The organism is Prochlorococcus sp. MIT 1304, from assembly GCF_047305015.1.
Lineage (GTDB): Bacteria > Cyanobacteriota > Cyanobacteriia > PCC-6307 > Cyanobiaceae > Prochlorococcus_A > Prochlorococcus_A marinus_E.
This window is the reverse complement of sequence record NZ_CP138974.1, coordinates 251046-269993: the sequence shown is the minus strand read 5'-3', so window position 1 is coordinate 269993 and position 18948 is coordinate 251046. Positions and strand designations below refer to the sequence as shown.

Below are 18948 nucleotides of genomic sequence, written 5' to 3'. Positions count from 1 at the left end.
TTCACAAACTCAAATGAAACAAGTTGTTGCTGATGCAGCAATAAGGGAAGTAAAAAGTGACATGATTCTTGGATTAGGTTCTGGATCTACAGCTGCGTTAATGATAAAAAGCCTTGCGGATGAAATGCGTTCTGGGAAACTCCAAAATATAAAAGGTGTTGCAACTTCTTTTCAATCAGAAGTTTTAGCGCTTGAACTGAATATCCCCCTTATCGATTTAGCTTCTGTATCTCAAATTGATTTAGCTATTGATGGAGCAGATGAAGTTGATCCAGGATTTCAATTAATTAAAGGAGGAGGAGCATGCCATGTGAGAGAAAAGTTAGTAGCATCTAAAGCTGATCAATTGCTGATTGTTGTTGATGAAACTAAACTTGTACAAAATTTAAATCTATCTTTCCCTTTACCTGTAGAAGTTCTTCCAAATGCTTGGAAGCAAGTTCAGGAAGTTATCTCAGAGATGAAAGGTAGTTCTACTTTAAGAATGGCTACTAAAAAAGCTGGCCCAGTTGTTACTGATCAAGGCAATCTAATTCTTGATGTATTATTTGATGATGGCATTAATAATCCGAAAGACATTGAAATGAAGATTAATAATATTCCAGGAGTATTAGAAAATGGATTATTCGTTGATCTTACAGATAAAGTATTAGTTGGTAAAATTGAAAACAATACTCCAGTGGTTTACTCACCATCAAGAGCTAGCTAATCTTCAAATCTTATTTGTACTGAGTTAGCGTGACTATGCAAGCCCTCACTTTTAGCTAGATTAATAATATCAAGGCTATTAACTTTTAAACTTTCTTCATTAAATTCTATTATTGAAGAATTTTTCATAAAAGTTTCAACCCCTAAAGAACCGCTAAATCTAGAATTACCTGATGTGGGTAAAGTATGATTTGGTCCAGCAAGATAATCTCCAACAGCTTCTGGAGTCCATTTTCCTAAAAAAATTGCTCCTGCATTCTCTATACCTGCAAGAATTTTTTTTGGATCTACAGTAAGAATTTCTAGGTGTTCAGGGGCAAAGTTATTGCTTAGTTCAACACATTGTTCAGAATTCTCGCAAATCACAATTGAACCCCAATTGTTGATTGATTGCATGCAAATTTCTTTTCTTGGATGGTCCTCAATTTTTTTATAAAGTTCTTCTAAAACTTCTTTTGCCTGGTTCTTTGATGTAGTTAGTAGTATTGATGAAGCCAAAGGATCATGTTCTGCTTGCGCTAGTAGATCAGATGCTATATGAGTGCTTTGAGCTGTTTCATCTGCAATGATTAATATTTCACTTGGACCAGCTAATGAATCAATTCCTGTTGAGCCATAAATTAGTTTTTTTGCAGTTGTAACATATATATTCCCTGGACCTGATATAACATCAACTTTGTTGATTTGATTTGTGCCAAATGCTAATGCACCAATCGCTTGAGCTCCTCCAATTCTAAATACTTTATTGATACCTGATAAGTGAGCTGCAGCTAAAACAGTTTTGTTTATTTCCCCTTCTTTATTTCCAGGAGATACCATTATAATTTCAGCTACTCCTGCTACTTTTGCAGGAATTGCATTCATTAATACAGTACTTGGATAAGCAGCTCTTCCTCCAGGAATATAAATACCTGCATTTTTAACTGGTTTCCATCTTCTTTGGACAATATCACCATATTCACCTTTTATCGTGAAAGATTGAGGAATTTCTTTTTCATGGAATTTTTGAATTCTTTTGTGAGCCTCCTCAAGTGAGCGTTTCAAATTGTTATCAATTTCATCCCATGCATTCTTTATTTGATCCGCATTCACTTGCATAGGGTTAGGATCGAAACCATCAAATTTTTTGGTATATTTTTCAACTGCGTTATCTCCAGAAATTTTTACCTCTTGAAGAATTTCTTCAACAATTTTATTTATCTTATTATTATTTTCTGAATTAGTTCGGGTAGAAATCCTCTTCAATTCTTCAATAGCTTCTGTTTTATTATTTATTATCTTCATATGCTTAATTTTTTCAAATTGAAAGGCTCAAAACCCAATTTAATAATTTTCTAAATTATATATGATTGATTAGTTGTCGATTTATTTGTTATGATATAAATCTTCTATTTATGTACCCTCTGTGGCCAATAACAAATCAGCAAAAAAGAGAATACAAATTGCAGAAAGAAATCGTTTAATCAATAAGTCATATAAATCTACAGTTAGAACTTTGACTAAGAAAACTTTAGAAAATTGCGAAAAATATAAAAAAGAACCAAATGATGAAAATAAGAACTTAGTTACTACAAGCCTTAATAAAGCCTTTAGTTTAATTGATAAAGCAGTTAAAAAAAATGTTCTTCACAAGAATAATGGAGCTAATAGAAAATCAAAAATTAACAATTTTGTAAAAACTACGCTAACCACAAAGTAAAAAGGCATATCAGAATTATGAGCAACATAGAACTCATAGATTCTCACTGTCACTTAATATTTGAAAATTTTGAAAGAGATCTTGAAGATGTTGTTTCAAGGTTGCGTTCAAAAGGTATTAAAAAATTAGTTCATGCTTGTTGTGAATTAACAGAAATTCCTAAGTTGAAAAAAATATCTCATGAATTTAATGAAATTTACTATTCAGTTGGATTACATCCTCTAGAAGCAAAAAAATGGGAACAAAGTTCAAAATCTCTTCTAAGAAAATCAGCTCTAGAAGATAGAAGAGTTGTAGCTATTGGCGAATTAGGTTTGGATTTTTTCAAAAATGAAAATAAAACTCAGCAAATTGAAGCACTGATTCCGCAAATGGAGTTAGCCTATGAACTTAAATTGCCTGTAATTATCCATTGTAGAGATGCTGCAAATGAAATGATTGAGATATGTAGTGATCTCTCTAATAAAGGGAAATGTCCTGATGGTGTACTTCATTGTTGGACAGGAACTCCAAATGAAATGAAGCAATTCTTGGATCTTGGTTTTTACATAAGTTTTAGCGGAATAGTGACTTTCCCAAAAGCACATGAAATTCATGAATGTGCCAAAATAGTACCAAATGATAAATACTTAATCGAAACTGATTCACCATTCTTGGCTCCTGTCCCTCATAGAGGTAAAAGAAATGAACCTGCATTTGTTGAAAATGTTGCAAAATTTATGGCAGATTTAAGATCTACTGAATTAAACACAATTGCTAAAGAGTCATCTAAGAATGCTGAAGATTTGTTTAAATTTGACTTGTTAATTTGACAGAGCAGCTGTTAATATAAGGAATTACTGGAAATTTTTCTTAATTTTTAGCTTTTAACTTACACAGTTAATGATTTGTCAGCATTAAACAAAATTTAATTCACATAAATTAGATTGATTTTTTGTTGAAATCGAGATTTAATGGTTATCTCATTTAAGTGAAAAGTTAAAAAACTAAAATATTGAGTAGATTAATAGTAAATAGTAAATCTCACAAAATCGCAGGTTTTCTTGGATGAGCAGTAGCGCTTTACAGGTAGCAAAAACAGCTACTTATCTACCAGATTTAGTTGAAGTACAAAGAGCAAGCTTTAAATGGTTTTTGGAAAAGGGTTTAATAGAAGAATTACAAAATTTTTCTCCAATTTCTGATTACACAGGTAAATTAGAATTACATTTCATCGGTGAAGAGTACAGGTTAAAAAGACCTAGACATGATGTTGAGGAAGCTAAAAGAAGAGATGCTACATTTGCATCTCAAATGTATGTAACTTGCAGGTTAATTAATAAAGAGACAGGGGAAATTAAAGAACAAGAAGTATTTATTGGCGAACTACCATTAATGACTGAAAGAGGAACTTTCATTATTAATGGTGCTGAAAGAGTTATTGTTAATCAAATTGTTCGAAGTCCCGGTGTATATTTCAAAGATGAACTTGATAAAAATGGTCGAAGGACCTACAACGCTAGCGTTATTCCTAATAGAGGTGCTTGGTTAAAATTCGAAACTGACAAAAATAATTTACTTTATGTGAGAGTTGACAAAACTAGAAAAATTAATGCTCATGTTCTTATGAGAGCGATGGGCCTTTCAGATAATGATGTGGTCGATAAACTAAGGCATCCTGAGTTTTATCAAAGCTCCATTGAGTCAGCTAATGACGAGGGTATAAATTCAGAAGACCAGGCATTACTTGAGCTATACAAGAAGCTACGTCCTGGTGAACCTCCCTCTGTTTCAGGCGGACAACAACTGTTACACAGTAGGTTTTTCGATCCAAAAAGATATGATTTAGGACGAGTTGGTAGATATAAAATAAACAAAAAATTGAGACTAACCGTACCAGACAATGTGAGAACACTTACCCATGAAGATGTCCTCTCTACCATTGATTATTTAATTAATCTAGAATTGGACATTGGCGGCGCTAGTTTAGATGATATCGATCACCTTGGTAATCGGAGGGTTAGATCTGTAGGAGAACTTTTACAAAATCAAGTCAGGGTTGGACTCAATCGCTTAGAGAGAATTATTAAAGAGAGAATGACTGTAGGAGAGACAGATTCTTTAACTCCTGCTCAACTAGTAAATCCCAAACCTTTAGTTGCTGCTATAAAGGAATTTTTTGGATCCAGTCAATTAAGCCAGTTCATGGATCAAACTAATCCTCTGGCTGAATTAACACACAAGAGAAGAATTTCAGCATTAGGTCCAGGTGGTTTAACTAGAGAAAGAGCAGGCTTTGCAGTAAGAGATATACACCCTTCGCATTATGGAAGATTATGTCCTATCGAGACTCCCGAAGGTCCTAATGCAGGACTTATAAATTCTTTAGCTACCCATGCAAGAGTTAATGAATATGGTTTCATTGAAACACCTTTTTGGGAAGTCAAAAACGGTAAAGTGGATAAAGAAGGTAATCCTGTTTATCTTTCTGCTGATTTAGAAGATGAGTGTAGGGTGGCTCCAGGAGACGTCGCAACTGACAAGGACGGAAACATAATTGCAAATCTAATACCAGTAAGATATCGACAAGATTTTGAAAAAGTTCCACCTCATCAAGTTGATTACGTTCAGCTTTCTCCGGTTCAGGTGATTTCAGTTGCTACTTCACTTATTCCTTTCTTGGAACATGATGATGCTAATAGAGCTCTAATGGGATCAAATATGCAACGCCAAGCCGTTCCACTGCTCAGGCCAGAACGTCCTTTAGTTGGTACAGGTTTAGAATCTCAAGTTGCTAGAGATTCCGGGATGGTTCCCATCACAAAAGTTAATGGAACTGTATCTTACGTAGATGCTAATGAGATTGTCGTCAAAGATGAGGATGGTAATGAACATTTTCACTATCTACAGAAATATCAAAGATCAAATCAAGATACTTGCCTCAACCAAAGACCTATAGTGAAAATTGGAGATAGAGTTATATCTGGTCAAGTTTTAGCAGATGGATCTGCATGTGAAGGAGGGGAAATTGCCCTTGGCCAAAACGTTTTAATTGCTTATATGCCATGGGAGGGGTACAACTACGAGGATGCAATTCTTGTGAGTGAGAGGATGGTTACTGATGATTTATATACTTCAGTGCATATTGAAAAATATGAAATTGAAGCAAGACAAACGAAGTTAGGGCCTGAAGAGATAACGAGAGAGATTCCTAATATTTCGGAAGAAAGCTTGAATAATCTTGATGAGATGGGAATTATTAGGATTGGTGCTTTTGTAGAGAGTGGAGATATCCTTGTAGGAAAAGTGACTCCAAAAGGGGAATCAGACCAACCACCGGAAGAAAAACTGTTAAGAGCCATTTTCGGTGAAAAAGCTAGAGATGTGAGAGACAATTCCCTCAGAGTACCTAAAACTGAAAAGGGAAGGGTTTTGGATGTTCGTATTTATACAAGAGAACAAGGTGATGAATTACCTCCAGGAGCCAATATGGTTGTGAGGGTTTATGTTGCCCAGAGAAGAAAAATTCAAGTAGGTGACAAAATGGCCGGGAGGCATGGAAATAAAGGAATTATTAGCAGAATCTTACCAAGAGAAGATATGCCTTATTTACCTGATGGAACCCCTGTAGATATAGTGCTTAATCCTTTAGGAGTTCCAAGTAGGATGAATGTTGGTCAAGTTTTTGAATTACTTATGGGCTGGGCAGCTGCCAATTTAAATTGCCGGGTTAAAGTCGTTCCATTTGATGAAATGTATGGAGCTGAAAAGTCACATCAAACTGTTCAAGCATTTTTAGAGGAAGCTTCAAAACAACCAGGTAAAGCTTGGGTTTACAATCCTGATGACCCTGGAAAGTTATTACTTAAAGATGGTAGGACAGGGGAACCTTTCGATCAGCCAGTTGCTGTTGGATACTCTCACTTCCTCAAGTTAGTTCATTTAGTGGATGATAAAATTCATGCTAGATCTACTGGGCCTTACTCTTTAGTTACACAGCAACCATTGGGTGGTAAAGCTCAGCAAGGTGGACAAAGGCTTGGAGAAATGGAAGTATGGGCTCTTGAAGCTTATGGAGCCGCTTACACACTGCAAGAATTGTTAACAGTTAAATCTGACGATATGCAAGGAAGAAATGAAGCGCTTAATGCAATCGTAAAAGGTAAACCGATCCCAAGGCCTGGTACTCCTGAATCATTTAAAGTTCTTATGAGGGAATTACAATCTCTAGGGTTGGATATAGGAGTTTATACAGATGAAGGAAAAGAAGTAGATCTAATGCAAGATATAAACCCGAGAAGAAATACTCCATCAAGACCTACTTACGAATCTCTCGGAACCTCAGAATATGAGGAAGATTAAATATCAAATTGAAACCATTTTTAATTTAAATTAGCCAAAAATGACAAACAGCAACTTAAGAACTGAAAATCACTTTGATTACGTCAAAATTTCAATAGCTTCTCCACAAAGAATAATGGATTGGGGGCAGAGGACATTGCCCAATGGACAAGTAGTTGGTGAAGTCACTAAACCAGAGACTATAAATTACAGGACACTTAAACCGGAAATGGATGGGTTGTTTTGTGAAAAGATTTTTGGGCCATCAAAAGATTGGGAATGCCATTGTGGAAAGTACAAAAGGGTAAGACATCGCGGCATTGTTTGTGAAAGATGTGGGGTTGAAGTGACTGAAAGTCGAGTCAGAAGACATAGGATGGGATATATAAAACTTGCTGCGCCAGTTTCCCATGTTTGGTATTTGAAAGGAATACCTAGTTATGTTGCGATACTCTTGGATATCCCTCTTAGAGATGTAGAGCAAATAGTTTATTTTAATTGTTATGTTGTTTTAGACCCGGGTGATCATAAAGAACTTAAATATAAGCAATTACTCACTGAGGATGAATGGCTGGAAATTGAAGATGAAATTTATGCTGAAGATTCAACTATCGAAAATGAACCTTTTGTTGGAATTGGTGCAGAGGCACTCAAGCAATTACTTGAGGACCTTGATTTAAATCAGGTTGCTGAGGAGCTTAGAGAAGAAATTACTAACAGCAAAGGGCAAAAGAGGGCAAAACTTATAAAAAGGATAAGAGTTATTGATAATTTCATTGCAACCAATGCTAAACCAGAATGGATGGTATTAGATGCAATCCCAGTTATACCTCCTGATCTTAGACCTATGGTTCAGCTTGATGGAGGAAGATTCGCAACTTCAGATTTAAACGACTTATATAGAAGAGTTATAAATAGAAATAATAGACTGGCTAGGCTTCAAGAAATTTTAGCTCCTGAAATTATCGTAAGAAACGAAAAAAGAATGCTTCAGGAGGCAGTTGATGCCCTTATAGATAATGGAAGGAGAGGAAGAACTGTTGTTGGAGCAAATAATAGGGCTCTTAAGTCCCTAAGTGACATAATTGAAGGAAAACAAGGAAGATTTAGACAGAATCTTCTTGGAAAGCGTGTTGACTATTCAGGAAGATCCGTAATAGTTGTGGGTCCAAAATTAAAAATGCATCAGTGTGGTCTTCCAAAAGAAATGGCGATAGAGCTCTTTCAACCTTTCGTAATTCATAGATTAATTCGACAAAATATTGTAAATAATATTAAAGCTGCAAAAAAATTAATACAAAAAGCTGATGACGAAGTTATGCAGGTACTTCAGGAAGTAATTGAAGGTCATCCAATTCTCTTGAATAGAGCCCCTACGCTGCATCGTTTAGGAATTCAAGCTTTTGAACCGAAATTAGTTGGAGGTAGAGCAATACAACTTCATCCTTTAGTTTGTCCTGCATTCAATGCTGACTTCGATGGAGATCAAATGGCAGTACATGTTCCTTTAGCTTTAGAGGCACAAACTGAAGCACGCATGCTTATGTTGGCCAGTAATAATATTCTTTCTCCTGCTACCGGGGAACCAATTGTGACTCCATCACAAGATATGGTTTTGGGATCTTATTATCTAACGGCTCTGCAACCGAATTATCAAAAACCAGAATTCGGAGATAATAAGACTACTTTTGCTTCATTAGAAGATGTTATTTTTGCTTTTGAAGATAAAAGACTCAGCCTACACGAATGGATTTGGGTTAGATTTAATGGAGAGGTTGAAGATGAAGACGAAATGCGTAGTCCACAAAAAACTCAATTGCTAGAAGATAGTTCAAGACTAGAGATCTGGAATTTAAGAAGGGACAGATTTGACTCTGATAATAACTTAATAAGCAGATTTATACTGACAACTGTTGGGAGAGTGGTTATGAACTATACCATCATCGATTCTGTATCTAAAACGTAATCTTTAAAAACTATTTTCATTTACTTAAAAATCATGACTTCATCTAAACCTAAAAAAACATCCAGAGTACGTAAAACTACTAAAAACTCTAAAAAGAATAATCCACTTACAATGCCTGCTCTCGCTAAAACCCCACCATCATTTAAGAATAAGGTAGTAGACAAGAAAGCCTTAAAAAATTTAGTATCTTGGGCTTATAAAACTCATGGGACTGCTGTCACTGCAGCCATGGCAGATAATTTAAAGGATTTAGGATTTAAATACGCTACCCAAGCTGCTGTCTCTATCTCTGTAGATGACTTAAAAGTTCCAGAAGCAAAGCAAGATTTAATAGGACAAGCTGAAGAACAAATATCTGCTACAGAAGAATGCTATAGACTTGGTGAAATTACCGAAGTAGAAAGGCACACAAAAGTTATAGATACCTGGACTGAAACTAATGAGCGATTGGTAGATGCTGTCAAGAATAATTTCAATCAAAATGATCCTCTAAATTCCGTTTGGATGATGGCTAATTCAGGAGCAAGGGGTAATATGTCTCAGGTAAGACAACTTGTTGGTATGAGGGGATTGATGGCTAATCCTCAAGGAGAAATCATTGATTTGCCTATAAGAACCAATTTTAGAGAAGGTCTCACTGTTACTGAATATGTAATTTCTTCTTATGGAGCAAGGAAAGGTTTGGTTGATACTGCCCTAAGAACTGCAGATTCTGGTTATTTAACTCGAAGATTAGTCGATGTTGCTCAAGATGTAATTGTTAGAGAAGAAGATTGTGGAACAGAACGATCAATAGTTGTTGAAGCTGAAGATGGTAAGTTTGGCGCGAGACTTCTTGGTAGGCTTACAGCTGAGGATATTTTTGATGCTGAAGAAAATCTTGTTGTTCCCCAAAATACTGCAATAGATCCTGCATTGTCAGGAGAAATTGAGAAAGCATCTATTAATAAAGTAAAAATAAGATCCCCATTAACATGTGAAGCTAATAGATCAGTTTGTAGAAGGTGTTACGGATGGGCGTTGGCTCATAATCATTTGGTTGATTTAGGTGAGGCAGTTGGAATTATTGCTGCTCAATCTATTGGTGAGCCAGGAACTCAATTGACAATGAGAACTTTCCATACTGGAGGTGTATCTACTGCTGAGAGTGGAGTAGTAAGGTCAAAAATTACTGGTAAAGTTGAATTTAGTTCAAAAGCTAAGGTTAGAGGTTATAGAACCCCACATGGCGTAGAAGCTAAACAAGCCGAAGTTGATTTCATACTAAAGATAGTTCCTCAAGGAAGTAATTCTGGCAAACCTCAAAAAATTGAGGTCTCTAGTGGATCGCTTTTATTTGTAGAAGACGGTGAAGAAATTAATTCTGATATAACTGTTGCTCAAATTATTGCTGGAACCGTGAAAAAGAGCGTTGAAAAAGCAACAAAAGATGTTATCTGTGATTTGGCTGGTCAAGTTCGGTATGACAAGGTTATTCAACCAAAGGAGGTAACAGATAGGCAGGGTAATATTACCTTAAAAGCTCAAAGATTAGGCAGATTATGGGTTCTAGCTGGAGATGTTTATAACTTGCCACCAAATGCAAGACCGGTTATATCATCTGGAAAATCTGTAGATGAAGGAACTGTTTTGGCAGAAGCAAGTCAATCAAGTGAGTTTGGCGGACAAGTTCGATTAAGAGAATCAGTGGGAGATTCAAGAGAAGTTCAGATTGTTACTACTTCAATGTCTTTAACTAATTTTAAATTAATTGAAGAATCTACCCACTCAGGTCAAATATATAATTTGGAATCTAGTGATGGTATATCTTATCGTTTAAATATTTCTCCAGGAAGTAAAATCAGTAATGGTGAAGTAATAGCTGACTTAACAGATGAAAGGTTCCGGACAAAAACTGGAGGTCTTGTAAAGTATGCACCAGGATTAAGTGTCAAAAAAGCAAGATCATCTAAAAATGGTTTTGAAGTAAGTCAAGGAGGGACATTGCTTTGGATTCCTCAAGAAACACATGAAATCAATAAGGACATATCTCTTCTAATGATCGAAGATATGAAATGGATTGAAGCTGGAACAGAAGTTGTAAAAGATATCTTTAGTCAAACATCAGGTATTGTTACCGTTACGCAAAAAAATGATATCCTTCGTGAAATAACTGTAAGAAATGGAACTTTTCATGAGTGTGATGATGAAGAAGTTTTGAATAGATTTACAGAAGAAGGAAATCTTGTAAATCCAGGTGAGAAGATTTTAGATGGTGTTGATAATAAAGAAATTCTATTTGTTCAAAAATTAGAAACACCTAAATGTCGAGGCTTACTATTAAGAACTGTTGAAGAATTTACTATTCCTGACCAAGCAGAATTACCCCAACTTTCTCATGTTAAGCAGGAAAAAGGACCACATTTAGGCTTAAAAGCCATACAAAGGCTTACCTACAAAGATGGCGAATTGATAAAATCAGTTGAAGGAGTTGAATTACTTAGAACACATTTAAGTATTGAAAGCTTTGATGCTACTCCTCAAATGACTATTGACGTCGAGTCGATCGAAGATAAAAATGATGCATCAATTAATAGATTAAATTTAGTAATCTTGGAGTCTATTCTTGTAAGAAGAGATACTTTATCCGATTCCAGTCATGGCTCAACACATACAGAACTGCAAGTCAAGAATGATCAATTAGTAAAAGCAGGAGATGTAATAGCTACTACTCAAATTCTTTGTAAAGAGAAAGGATTTGTTCAATTACCAAATGTTGTTGAAGATGAGCCTATAAGAAGGTTAATTGTTGAAAGAGAAGAAGATAAAATTAAAATTAAAATAAGTGATAAAGCAGTAGTTAAAATTGGCGATCGTGTAGTTGATGGCGATCCTATTAGTAAGTCTGTAAAATCGACTTCTTGTGGAGAAATAGAAGAAATTTCTAATAGTTCAGTAACGTTAAGACTTGGCAGGCCTTATATGGTTTCTCCTGATTCAGTTTTACATGTTAAAGACGGAGATTTAGTTCTTAGGGGAGATGGTTTGGCTTTACTTGTTTTTGAGAGGCAGAAAACTGGAGATATCGTACAGGGATTACCTCGTATTGAAGAGTTGTTAGAAGCTAGGAGACCCAGAGACTCTGCAATTCTAAGTAAAAAATCTGGAATTGTTCAGATAAAAAAAGGTAATGATGAAGAATCAGTTTCGTTGTCGGTAATTGAAAAGGATGACTTTGTTAATGAATACCAATTATTAATCGGGAAAAATATAATGGTTAGTGATGGACAACAAGTCACAGGTGGTGAATCTTTAACTGATGGTCCAATTAATCCGCATGAACTTTTAGATTGCTATTTCAATGATTTAAAAGATCAAAAACCTCTTATAGAAGCGGCTCGAGAATCTATATCTAAACTTCAGAGAAGTATGGTAAGTGAGGTTCAAAATGTTTATAAGTCACAGGGTGTAGCAATCGATGATAAGCATATTGAAGTTATTGTTAGACAGATGACAAGTAAAGTCCGTATAGAAGATGCTGGGGATACTACTCTTTTGCCTGGTGAACTCATAGAGTTGAGGCAAGTCGAGGATACAAATCAAGCAATGGCAATTACAGGGGGAGCTCCGGCAGAATTCACTCCTGTTTTGTTGGGGATTACTAAAGCCTCTCTTAACACGGATAGCTTTATTTCAGCAGCATCTTTCCAAGAAACAACAAGGGTTCTTACAGAAGCTGCAATTGAAGGTAAATCTGATTGGTTAAGAGGTTTAAAAGAAAATGCTATCATTGGTAGATTAATACCTGCAGGTACTGGTTTTAGCGGCTTTGTTGAGGAATTATCCTCAGAGGCTGGACCTCATCCCGATATCCTCGCAGAAGAATCTGGTGGATACAGAAGAGCCCAGAACTTAAGGCCAGACTATACAGTTGATATGCCACAATCACCTTCTGTAAGCTCTACTGCAATACTTGATGATCCCAGTGATGAAGATTTGGAGACAACGAGAAACCGACATGGAATCGATCCTTCTTCGAGTAATTTTGCAGCCTTTGCAAGGCCTAATGCTGAAAATCAATTTTCTGAAGATCAATTACCAGATCCTGCGGCATTGGAGGGATTGCAGGAGGAGGGTCTTCTTTCTGATGAATAAATATTATCTATTATTATTTTTATTGACTAGAATAAATTCTTTTAAATGTAAGTGATGATTAAGCCAGAAATTGTCCCCAAAAGAAAATTACCTCGTTATGGATTCCATTTTTATAACGAAAGACTTAACGGAAGAATGGCCATGATTGGTTTTATTGCGCTTATTCTTACAGAATTCTTTTTAAAACATGGTTTGCTGTTATGGTGAAAATAGTTTTGAAATAAAGACTACTTAATTTGAAAAATCTTCTTGGGAGTACTATTAAAGATTTAGAAAATGTGGCTTTAGATTATGGTCAGGCTGGTTTTAGAGGTCGCCAAATCTATAATTGGATTTACAACTATAGAAATAAGAAGAAAAATATTGATCAAATAGAAGTCTTACCTTTAGATTTTAGGAAGAGGTTAAAAGATGATGGTTTTAAAGTAAGTGATCTAAGCATTCATGAAAGAAACTTAGCAAACGATGGTACTCTAAAGTTATTACTTTCTACAGAAGATAATGAAAGTATTGAGTGCGTTGGTATACCAACTGAAAAAAGATTAACTGCTTGTCTCTCAAGTCAAGTTGGTTGCCCAATGGACTGCAAATTTTGTGCAACTGGTAAAGAGGGTTTGAAGAGATCTTTAAAAGTAAGTGAAATTTTAGATCAAATTTTATTTATCGAAAATGAAATGAATAGAAAAGTCACCAATATTGTTTTCATGGGTATGGGTGAGCCCTTATTAAATATTGATGACTTGCTCTTATCAATTAGATCTATAAATGAGGATTTAAAAATTAGCCAGAGAAAGATAACTGTCAGCACTGTCGCTGTCCCAAAAATGATAAATAAATTATCAGCAAAGTCTTTTAAAATATTAGGCAATTGTCAATTTACATTAGCAGTAAGCCTACATGCTCCAAACCAAAAAATAAGAGAAACAATAATACCAAGTGCAAAAAACTATGAGATCGAGAATATAATTGAAGACTGTAAACAATACGTAAGAGATACTGGCAGGAGGGTAAGTTTTGAATATTTAATGCTAAGAGGGGTTAACGACAAAATAGAACATGCTAATGAATTAAGTCATTTGCTGAAAGGGTTTCAATGCCACGTAAATTTAATACAGTACAACCAAATTGATGAGGTTGAATTTCAAAGAGCATGCCTAAAAGATCTTCAATCATTTCAATCTAGACTCTCTCATAATGGCATCGCTGTAAGCTTGCGAAAAAGCAGAGGTCTCGATAAAAATGCTGCATGCGGTCAGTTAAGACAAAATGCAAGAAATTAATAATATTATCTGGCAGAATATTACCTAAAAAATTTTTTAAAAGTCTCTTTAACAGGTTATCATTGTGTTAATTAATCTTGAATCTTTGGGTTTTATTAAGACAAAAATTTTACCTTTCGCTATCGTCGCACTTTTTGGGATTGCCTTTTTTGCAGTTAGTGCAAGAATTTGGTTGCCAGGAGATATGATGTCACCTGCTCCAATCAATTAATATTATTAGATTCTGAAAAATGACAAAAAATAAGGATCCTAATCAAGAAAGTTTAGCTGAAATAGCAATTGATCCAGATGTTTTAGCCAGAGAATTGGCTTTGGAGATTGAAATAGATCCTCTAGAGCAAATTGATGAAGATGTTTTTTTAAAAGGTTTAAATATCACTCAAGAGTGTGATGAAGCTTTAAAAATGCTCAAAGGTAATAGAGAAGAGAGAATACAAGGGTTAAGAATATTTTGTGAGTATAGAGATCAAAGATCTTTTCCCCTTTTGTTACCATTACTTGATCAACCTTGCCCTGTTGAAAGAATGAGTGCGGTATACGCTTTAGGTCGTAATCCATGTCCTAGCGCAGTCCAAAAACTTGTCTGTCTTTTGAAGACTGATGATAATGCTTATGTCAGAAGAGCAACTGCATGGAGTTTGGCTAATTATGATAATCAAATTGTTTTAGAACCATTAATAAATGCTTTAAAGAATGATGTTGCTGCAGTAAGGTTATGGTCATCTAGTTCTTTAGCTGAAATTGGAAATGTTTCTTTTGAAAACGCTCAATTAGCAGCAGAACAACTTTTAATCAGTTTAAAGATAGATAATGAATCAGGTGTGCGAAGTAATTGCATTTGGTCATTGTGTAGGTTGTACGAAAAATTAAACAACACATTCCAAGAAAGTTTCGTCGATGAATGTACTAAGATAGCCCTTTTTGATAAAGAACCATCTGTTATGGAAGAAGCAAAAACTGCCCTTGATTCAATGGGAATGCAAGGTTTTTATAATTAAAAAACTTTTTTTATTAAAAAAAACAGTATATAAAAATTTAATTTATTTGATATTCAATATAAAAATTAAAATTAATTAACTTGTACCAACTGAAACAAAATATTTTCGTTATTCTATATAAAGTAAAAATACTCTGTACTTGAATTTAATGCCTCAAAAAACATTGAGATTCAAAATTCATCAAGACGGAAGAGTTGAAGAGACTGTTGAAGGATTCACTGGTAATTCATGCAATGAAGCTACAAAAAATCTTGAAGAAGCTTTAGGTGAAGTAACAGTCAAGAATAAATCATCTGAAGCTTTCATCTCTAACCAAAATGAAAACTTAAAACAACTAAACAACGAATCTAATGTCACATTTTAGTACGATTAAAACCCAGCTCAAAGAAGTAGAGCCATTAATTAAGGCTTTAAATCATTTCGGTTATAGTATTAATCAAGAAGAAAAGTTTGTCAAAGGATACAAGGGTCAATTCACAGCTGTTGATATAAGCATGCATTTACCTGGTGATACCCAAGTTGGATTTAAATGGGATAATAATTCTAATGCTTATGAATTAGTTACTGACCTTGATCTATGGAAATTTGAGATTCCAGTTGAAAGATTTATCTCAAAAGTTACACAAATGTATGCTTACCAAACAATCATCTCTAAAACACAAGAGGATGGATATCAAATAGTAGAGCAAAAAAATAAAAATGATGGTTCTATTGAATTGGTTTTAACCAAGTGGGAAAACTAATTTCAAGATATGGATTTTACCAATCCATTTCATAATACTGAAAAAAATAATGAGATTACAGGCTGGGAGCCCGTATTAGGAGGTCAGTTAGCCGAAAAAGCTGTATGGGTTGATGAAGCTAAGTGTATTGGTTGTCAGTACTGTGTCCACGTAGCTTCGAACACTTTTACTGTTGATGAATTTCATGGTAGAAGTCGAGCTATTAGGCAAGATGGAGATAGTTCTGATGTTATACAAGAAGCAATAGATACATGTCCTGTTGATTGTATTCATTGGGTCAAATTTGAAGAATTGGATAATTTAGAGAATAGCCTCGATAGGGATATGTTTCAAACATTTGGAAAGCCACCGAGAATGAATAAGCACTAATATCAAAAAGATGCAATATCGTAGATTTGGTAGGACTAATCTGAAGATTCCTGTTTTATCTTTAGGTGGTATGAGATTTCAAAAAAGTTGGGATCAATTAGATTTTTCTGAGGTTTCATTTGAAGAACAAAATAAAGTAGAAAACATATTAGATCTTGCAACACAATATGGCTTAAGTCATGTAGAAACCGCAAAGTACTATGGAACTTCTGAGGTGCAATTGGGTATGTGTTTCAAGAATACTAAGAAAATCCCAAATATAATTCAAACAAAGATTCCACCAAATAGTGATCCAGAAATTTTTGAGAAAGATGTTACGACAAGTATTGAAAAACTGAAAGTTAAAAAAATTGATTTGTTAGCCATACATGGCATTAATACATCTGAACATTTGCATCAGGCTATTCGAGATGGAGGTTGCATTGATATTTTGAGGAATTTTCAAAAAGAAAATTTAATTGGATCTATAGGATTTTCAACCCATGGAAAATCGTCACTTATTGAAAAGGCTATATCAACAAACTTATTTGATTATGTAAATTTGCACTGGTATTTCATTAATCAGGAAAATACAAAGGTTATTAATTTAGCCAATAAGCATGATCTTGGGGTTTTCATAATAAGTCCCACTGATAAAGGGGGACATCTGCATACTCCCTCAATAAAAATGTTGGAATTTTGTAAACCACTTCATCCTATAGTTTTTAATGATCTTTTTTGCTTAAGAAATCAAAATGTCCATACTTTGAGCGTAGGTATTGCAAAAGAGACAGATTTTGCTCTGCATTTAGAAGCTGTCTCGTTGTTATCAGAATCTGAGAAGTATGTGCCTAAGATAATAAACAGATTAAGGCAGGAATCAATTAATTCCTTAGGTTTAGAGTGGCATCAAAATTGGAATAGAAATTTACCAAGTTGGGAATATACGCCGGGGAATATCAATATTCCTGTTCTGCTTTGGCTTTCAAATTTAATCGATTGGTTAGGTATGGAAGGATATGCAAGATCTAGATATCAATTGCTTGGTAATGGAAGCCACTGGTTCCCAGGATGCAACGCAAATTTGCTAGATGTAGATGTTTCTGAAGGACAATTATTGAAAGTATTAGAAGGTCATATAAACCCAAAAAAAGTTATAAGAAAATTGAGAAATTTAAAAGATAAGTTTGGAGATAAGAACTCTAAAAGATTATCAAAGAAATAATTTCATAATGGATTTTTTTCAGGTTTGCCAACTTTTCTCGGGTAAATTTCAGGGCATAACCTTTTTTGTTGAATAAGAATAATATTTCGGGTGCCTTTATTTCTTGGTAATAGTATTTCTTTTTTATCTTTAACTTTTCCTTCTAATATTTCTAAAGTTTTATCTAGATTTTTGCTTTCTTCATTCGTCCATTTGCCACAATATAAAACTCCAAATCCTTCTTTTTTTAACATTGGTAATATATATTCTGAAACTGTTGATGGGTTACTAACCGCTCTAGTTGTTGCAATATTAAAATTATTTCTCATTGACGAATGGTGGGCTAAGTTCTCAATACGATCATTGATTACATGAATATTGTTTTTGAAATTGATCTTTTCAACTAAAATCTTTATTGCATCTGTTTTCTTTTTCAAAGAATCAATTAAGTATATTTCAGAATTAGGATGAGTTATGGCATAAGCTAAACCTGGGAAGCCACAACCTGATCCAATATCTAAAAATTTTTTATTATCAAAATTAATATTCGTGAAGGCTTTAAATGGCCAAATGCTGTCAAAAACTTGAGATACCCAATAATCATCCCCATCAGTTAGTCTTGTGATATTGGTTTTATTATTTAATTCTTTAATTTTAATTTGTAACTCTTGAAACATATTTATCTCTTCTTCAGTTAATAAGGAAAGAATTTCTTCTGGGATGTTTTGTTTTTTCATTTCGTTATAAATACGAATATTAACTATCCATTAAGTACATTCTATTTAGTAAAAATTTATTAGAATTACAATATTAATAAAAGATTATTTTGAAAGGGGAAACTTCCTATTACAAAATTTTAGGTGTTAATGAAAATGCATCCAATCATGAATTAAGAAAGGCGTTTTGTAAACTTTCTATTGAGTTGCATCCTGATACAACTTCATTAGAAATAGATGTTGCTAAAACTAAATTTCAAGAAGTTCTAGAAGCTTATGAACATTTGAATAATAGTAATTTAAGGAAAATATATGATGACAAACTAAAAGAAAACTCCAAAAGTAGAAATAATACTAATGTTTTAAATAATTTAGTAATCGATTCAAATAATCAAAATTTAATAGGAAATAGAAGACCTTTTTCAAATGGAGAATTGTTTTCGTTGTTTCTTTTAATTATCATCATTTCTATAAGTTTAATTTGTTCAATTTTTATTGCTTCTTTTACTGGAAAAGAATTAGATACAATACCGCTTTGGCTAATTAAATAATTATTTAAAAAAGTCTGTGAATCCCTCTAAAAAACCAATCAATCAAAATTCACTGCAAACATTGGAATTGTGGCTAACTGATTTAGGTGCTGTGAAGGATATTAATAATCCATCTAAATGGTATTTGTTACTTTCAAATTGGAATGCAACTATTATTTTTGAACAAGAAGATTTAAGTGTTATCTGGGAAAGCGAAGGAGAAGAAACTAAAAGACTATTTTCCTATTGCATTAATAGAGAAGATGTGGAAAATGCAATACTGCAGGGACCTTAAATTTGTA

General features: G+C 34.1%; 18 protein-coding genes. 16 read left to right on the top strand and 2 right to left on the bottom strand.

What is annotated here, in order from left to right:
* The first annotated feature begins 13 nt into the window (after positions 1–13).
* The gene (gene rpiA, locus SIB45_RS01560) at positions 14–709 is read left to right on the top strand and encodes a ribose-5-phosphate isomerase RpiA (protein WP_011863600.1); all 696 of its coding nucleotides are present in this window, start codon (positions 14–16) and stop codon (positions 707–709) included.
* On the opposite strand, the gene hisD is transcribed toward rpiA, so the two are convergent.
* Positions 706–1992 carry a histidinol dehydrogenase gene (gene hisD / locus SIB45_RS01555; RefSeq protein ID WP_011863599.1) on the bottom strand — a complete coding sequence of 429 codons (1287 nt, stop codon included), beginning with the start codon at positions 1990–1992 and terminating at the stop codon, positions 706–708. The genes rpiA and hisD overlap by 4 nt on opposite strands.
* A gap of 121 nt (positions 1993–2113) precedes the next feature.
* Here hisD and rpsT point away from each other — a divergent pair, with 121 nt between their 5' ends.
* The 13 genes from rpsT (at position 2114) to SIB45_RS01490 (ending at position 17421) form a co-directional block, all read left to right on the top strand.
* Positions 2114–2407 (top strand): 30S ribosomal protein S20, encoded by a 294-nt coding sequence (rpsT, locus tag SIB45_RS01550; RefSeq protein WP_011863598.1) that lies wholly within the window; start codon positions 2114–2116, stop codon positions 2405–2407.
* A gap of 17 nt (positions 2408–2424) precedes the next feature.
* Positions 2425–3219, top strand: a complete 795-nt coding sequence (locus SIB45_RS01545; protein WP_011863597.1) for a TatD family hydrolase — start codon at positions 2425–2427, stop codon at positions 3217–3219.
* 235 nt (positions 3220–3454) lie between these two features.
* Positions 3455–6748 (top strand): DNA-directed RNA polymerase subunit beta, encoded by a 3294-nt coding sequence (gene rpoB, locus SIB45_RS01540; RefSeq protein WP_011863596.1) that lies wholly within the window; start codon positions 3455–3457, stop codon positions 6746–6748.
* 40 nt (positions 6749–6788) lie between these two features.
* Positions 6789–8693, top strand: coding sequence for a DNA-directed RNA polymerase subunit gamma (locus tag SIB45_RS01535; RefSeq protein WP_011863595.1), 1905 nt, complete (start codon positions 6789–6791; stop codon positions 8691–8693).
* Between the two features lie 33 nt (positions 8694–8726).
* Positions 8727–12827: a DNA-directed RNA polymerase subunit beta' gene (locus SIB45_RS01530; RefSeq protein WP_413682136.1), complete on the top strand. Its 4101-nt coding sequence runs from the start codon at positions 8727–8729 to the stop codon at positions 12825–12827.
* A 54-nt stretch (positions 12828–12881) separates the two neighbouring features.
* Positions 12882–13034, top strand: a complete 153-nt coding sequence (locus SIB45_RS01525; RefSeq protein ID WP_011863593.1) for a high light inducible protein — start codon at positions 12882–12884, stop codon at positions 13032–13034.
* Positions 13035–13063: 29 nt separating this feature from the next.
* Positions 13064–14107, top strand: a complete 1044-nt coding sequence (rlmN, locus tag SIB45_RS01520; protein WP_011863592.1) for a 23S rRNA (adenine(2503)-C(2))-methyltransferase RlmN — start codon at positions 13064–13066, stop codon at positions 14105–14107.
* Between the two features lie 64 nt (positions 14108–14171).
* Positions 14172–14318, top strand: a complete 147-nt coding sequence (locus SIB45_RS01515) for a hypothetical protein (protein ID WP_011863591.1) — start codon at positions 14172–14174, stop codon at positions 14316–14318.
* Positions 14319–14337: 19 nt separating this feature from the next.
* Positions 14338–15105: a HEAT repeat domain-containing protein gene (locus SIB45_RS01510; RefSeq protein WP_011863590.1), complete on the top strand. Its 768-nt coding sequence runs from the start codon at positions 14338–14340 to the stop codon at positions 15103–15105.
* Between the two features lie 148 nt (positions 15106–15253).
* On the top strand, positions 15254–15469 hold the full coding sequence (locus SIB45_RS01505; protein ID WP_011863589.1) for a DUF2997 domain-containing protein: 216 nt from the start codon (positions 15254–15256) through the stop codon (positions 15467–15469).
* A complete protein-coding gene (locus SIB45_RS01500) occupies positions 15456–15848 on the top strand; it encodes a DUF1257 domain-containing protein (protein ID WP_011863588.1) in 393 nt (130 codons plus the stop codon). Before SIB45_RS01505 ends, SIB45_RS01500 begins: the two co-directional genes overlap by 14 nt.
* A gap of 9 nt (positions 15849–15857) precedes the next feature.
* The gene (locus SIB45_RS01495; RefSeq protein ID WP_011863587.1) at positions 15858–16217 is read left to right on the top strand and encodes a ferredoxin; all 360 of its coding nucleotides are present in this window, start codon (positions 15858–15860) and stop codon (positions 16215–16217) included.
* A gap of 10 nt (positions 16218–16227) precedes the next feature.
* Positions 16228–17421 carry an aldo/keto reductase gene (locus SIB45_RS01490; RefSeq protein WP_011863586.1) on the top strand — a complete coding sequence of 398 codons (1194 nt, stop codon included), beginning with the start codon at positions 16228–16230 and terminating at the stop codon, positions 17419–17421.
* A 2-nt stretch (positions 17422–17423) separates the two neighbouring features.
* Here SIB45_RS01490 and rsmG read toward each other — a convergent pair whose 3' ends face one another.
* Complete coding sequence (gene rsmG, locus SIB45_RS01485) at positions 17424–18137, bottom strand: 16S rRNA (guanine(527)-N(7))-methyltransferase RsmG (RefSeq protein ID WP_011863585.1); 714 nt, start codon at positions 18135–18137, stop codon at positions 17424–17426.
* Positions 18138–18226: 89 nt separating this feature from the next.
* Between rsmG and SIB45_RS01480 the strand changes: the two genes are divergently transcribed.
* Together SIB45_RS01480 and SIB45_RS01475 are read left to right on the top strand one after the other, a co-directional pair.
* The gene (locus SIB45_RS01480; RefSeq protein WP_011863584.1) at positions 18227–18667 is read left to right on the top strand and encodes a J domain-containing protein; all 441 of its coding nucleotides are present in this window, start codon (positions 18227–18229) and stop codon (positions 18665–18667) included.
* Positions 18668–18683: 16 nt separating this feature from the next.
* Positions 18684–18941 (top strand): DUF3143 domain-containing protein, encoded by a 258-nt coding sequence (locus SIB45_RS01475; protein ID WP_011863583.1) that lies wholly within the window; start codon positions 18684–18686, stop codon positions 18939–18941.
* Positions 18942–18948 lie beyond the last annotated feature (7 nt).

Excerpts from the sequence above, each read along its gene's own strand:
- rpiA (WP_011863600.1), top strand. The coding sequence starts at position 14 with ATGAAACAAGTTGTTGCTGATGCAGCAATAAGGGAAGTAAAAAGTGAC.
- hisD (WP_011863599.1), bottom strand. The coding sequence starts at position 1,992 with ATGAAGATAATAAATAATAAAACAGAAGCTATTGAAGAATTGAAGAGG.
- SIB45_RS01545 (WP_011863597.1), top strand. The coding sequence starts at position 2,425 with ATGAGCAACATAGAACTCATAGATTCTCACTGTCACTTAATATTTGAA.
- rpoB (WP_011863596.1), top strand. The coding sequence starts at position 3,455 with ATGAGCAGTAGCGCTTTACAGGTAGCAAAAACAGCTACTTATCTACCA.
- SIB45_RS01535 (WP_011863595.1), top strand. The coding sequence starts at position 6,789 with ATGACAAACAGCAACTTAAGAACTGAAAATCACTTTGATTACGTCAAA.
- SIB45_RS01530 (WP_413682136.1), top strand. The coding sequence starts at position 8,727 with ATGACTTCATCTAAACCTAAAAAAACATCCAGAGTACGTAAAACTACT.
- SIB45_RS01525 (WP_011863593.1), top strand. The coding sequence starts at position 12,882 with ATGATTAAGCCAGAAATTGTCCCCAAAAGAAAATTACCTCGTTATGGA.
- SIB45_RS01510 (WP_011863590.1), top strand. The coding sequence starts at position 14,338 with ATGACAAAAAATAAGGATCCTAATCAAGAAAGTTTAGCTGAAATAGCA.
- SIB45_RS01505 (WP_011863589.1), top strand. The coding sequence starts at position 15,254 with ATGCCTCAAAAAACATTGAGATTCAAAATTCATCAAGACGGAAGAGTT.
- SIB45_RS01500 (WP_011863588.1), top strand. The coding sequence starts at position 15,456 with ATGTCACATTTTAGTACGATTAAAACCCAGCTCAAAGAAGTAGAGCCA.
- SIB45_RS01495 (WP_011863587.1), top strand. The coding sequence starts at position 15,858 with ATGGATTTTACCAATCCATTTCATAATACTGAAAAAAATAATGAGATT.
- SIB45_RS01490 (WP_011863586.1), top strand. The coding sequence starts at position 16,228 with ATGCAATATCGTAGATTTGGTAGGACTAATCTGAAGATTCCTGTTTTA.
- rsmG (WP_011863585.1), bottom strand. The coding sequence starts at position 18,137 with ATGAAAAAACAAAACATCCCAGAAGAAATTCTTTCCTTATTAACTGAA.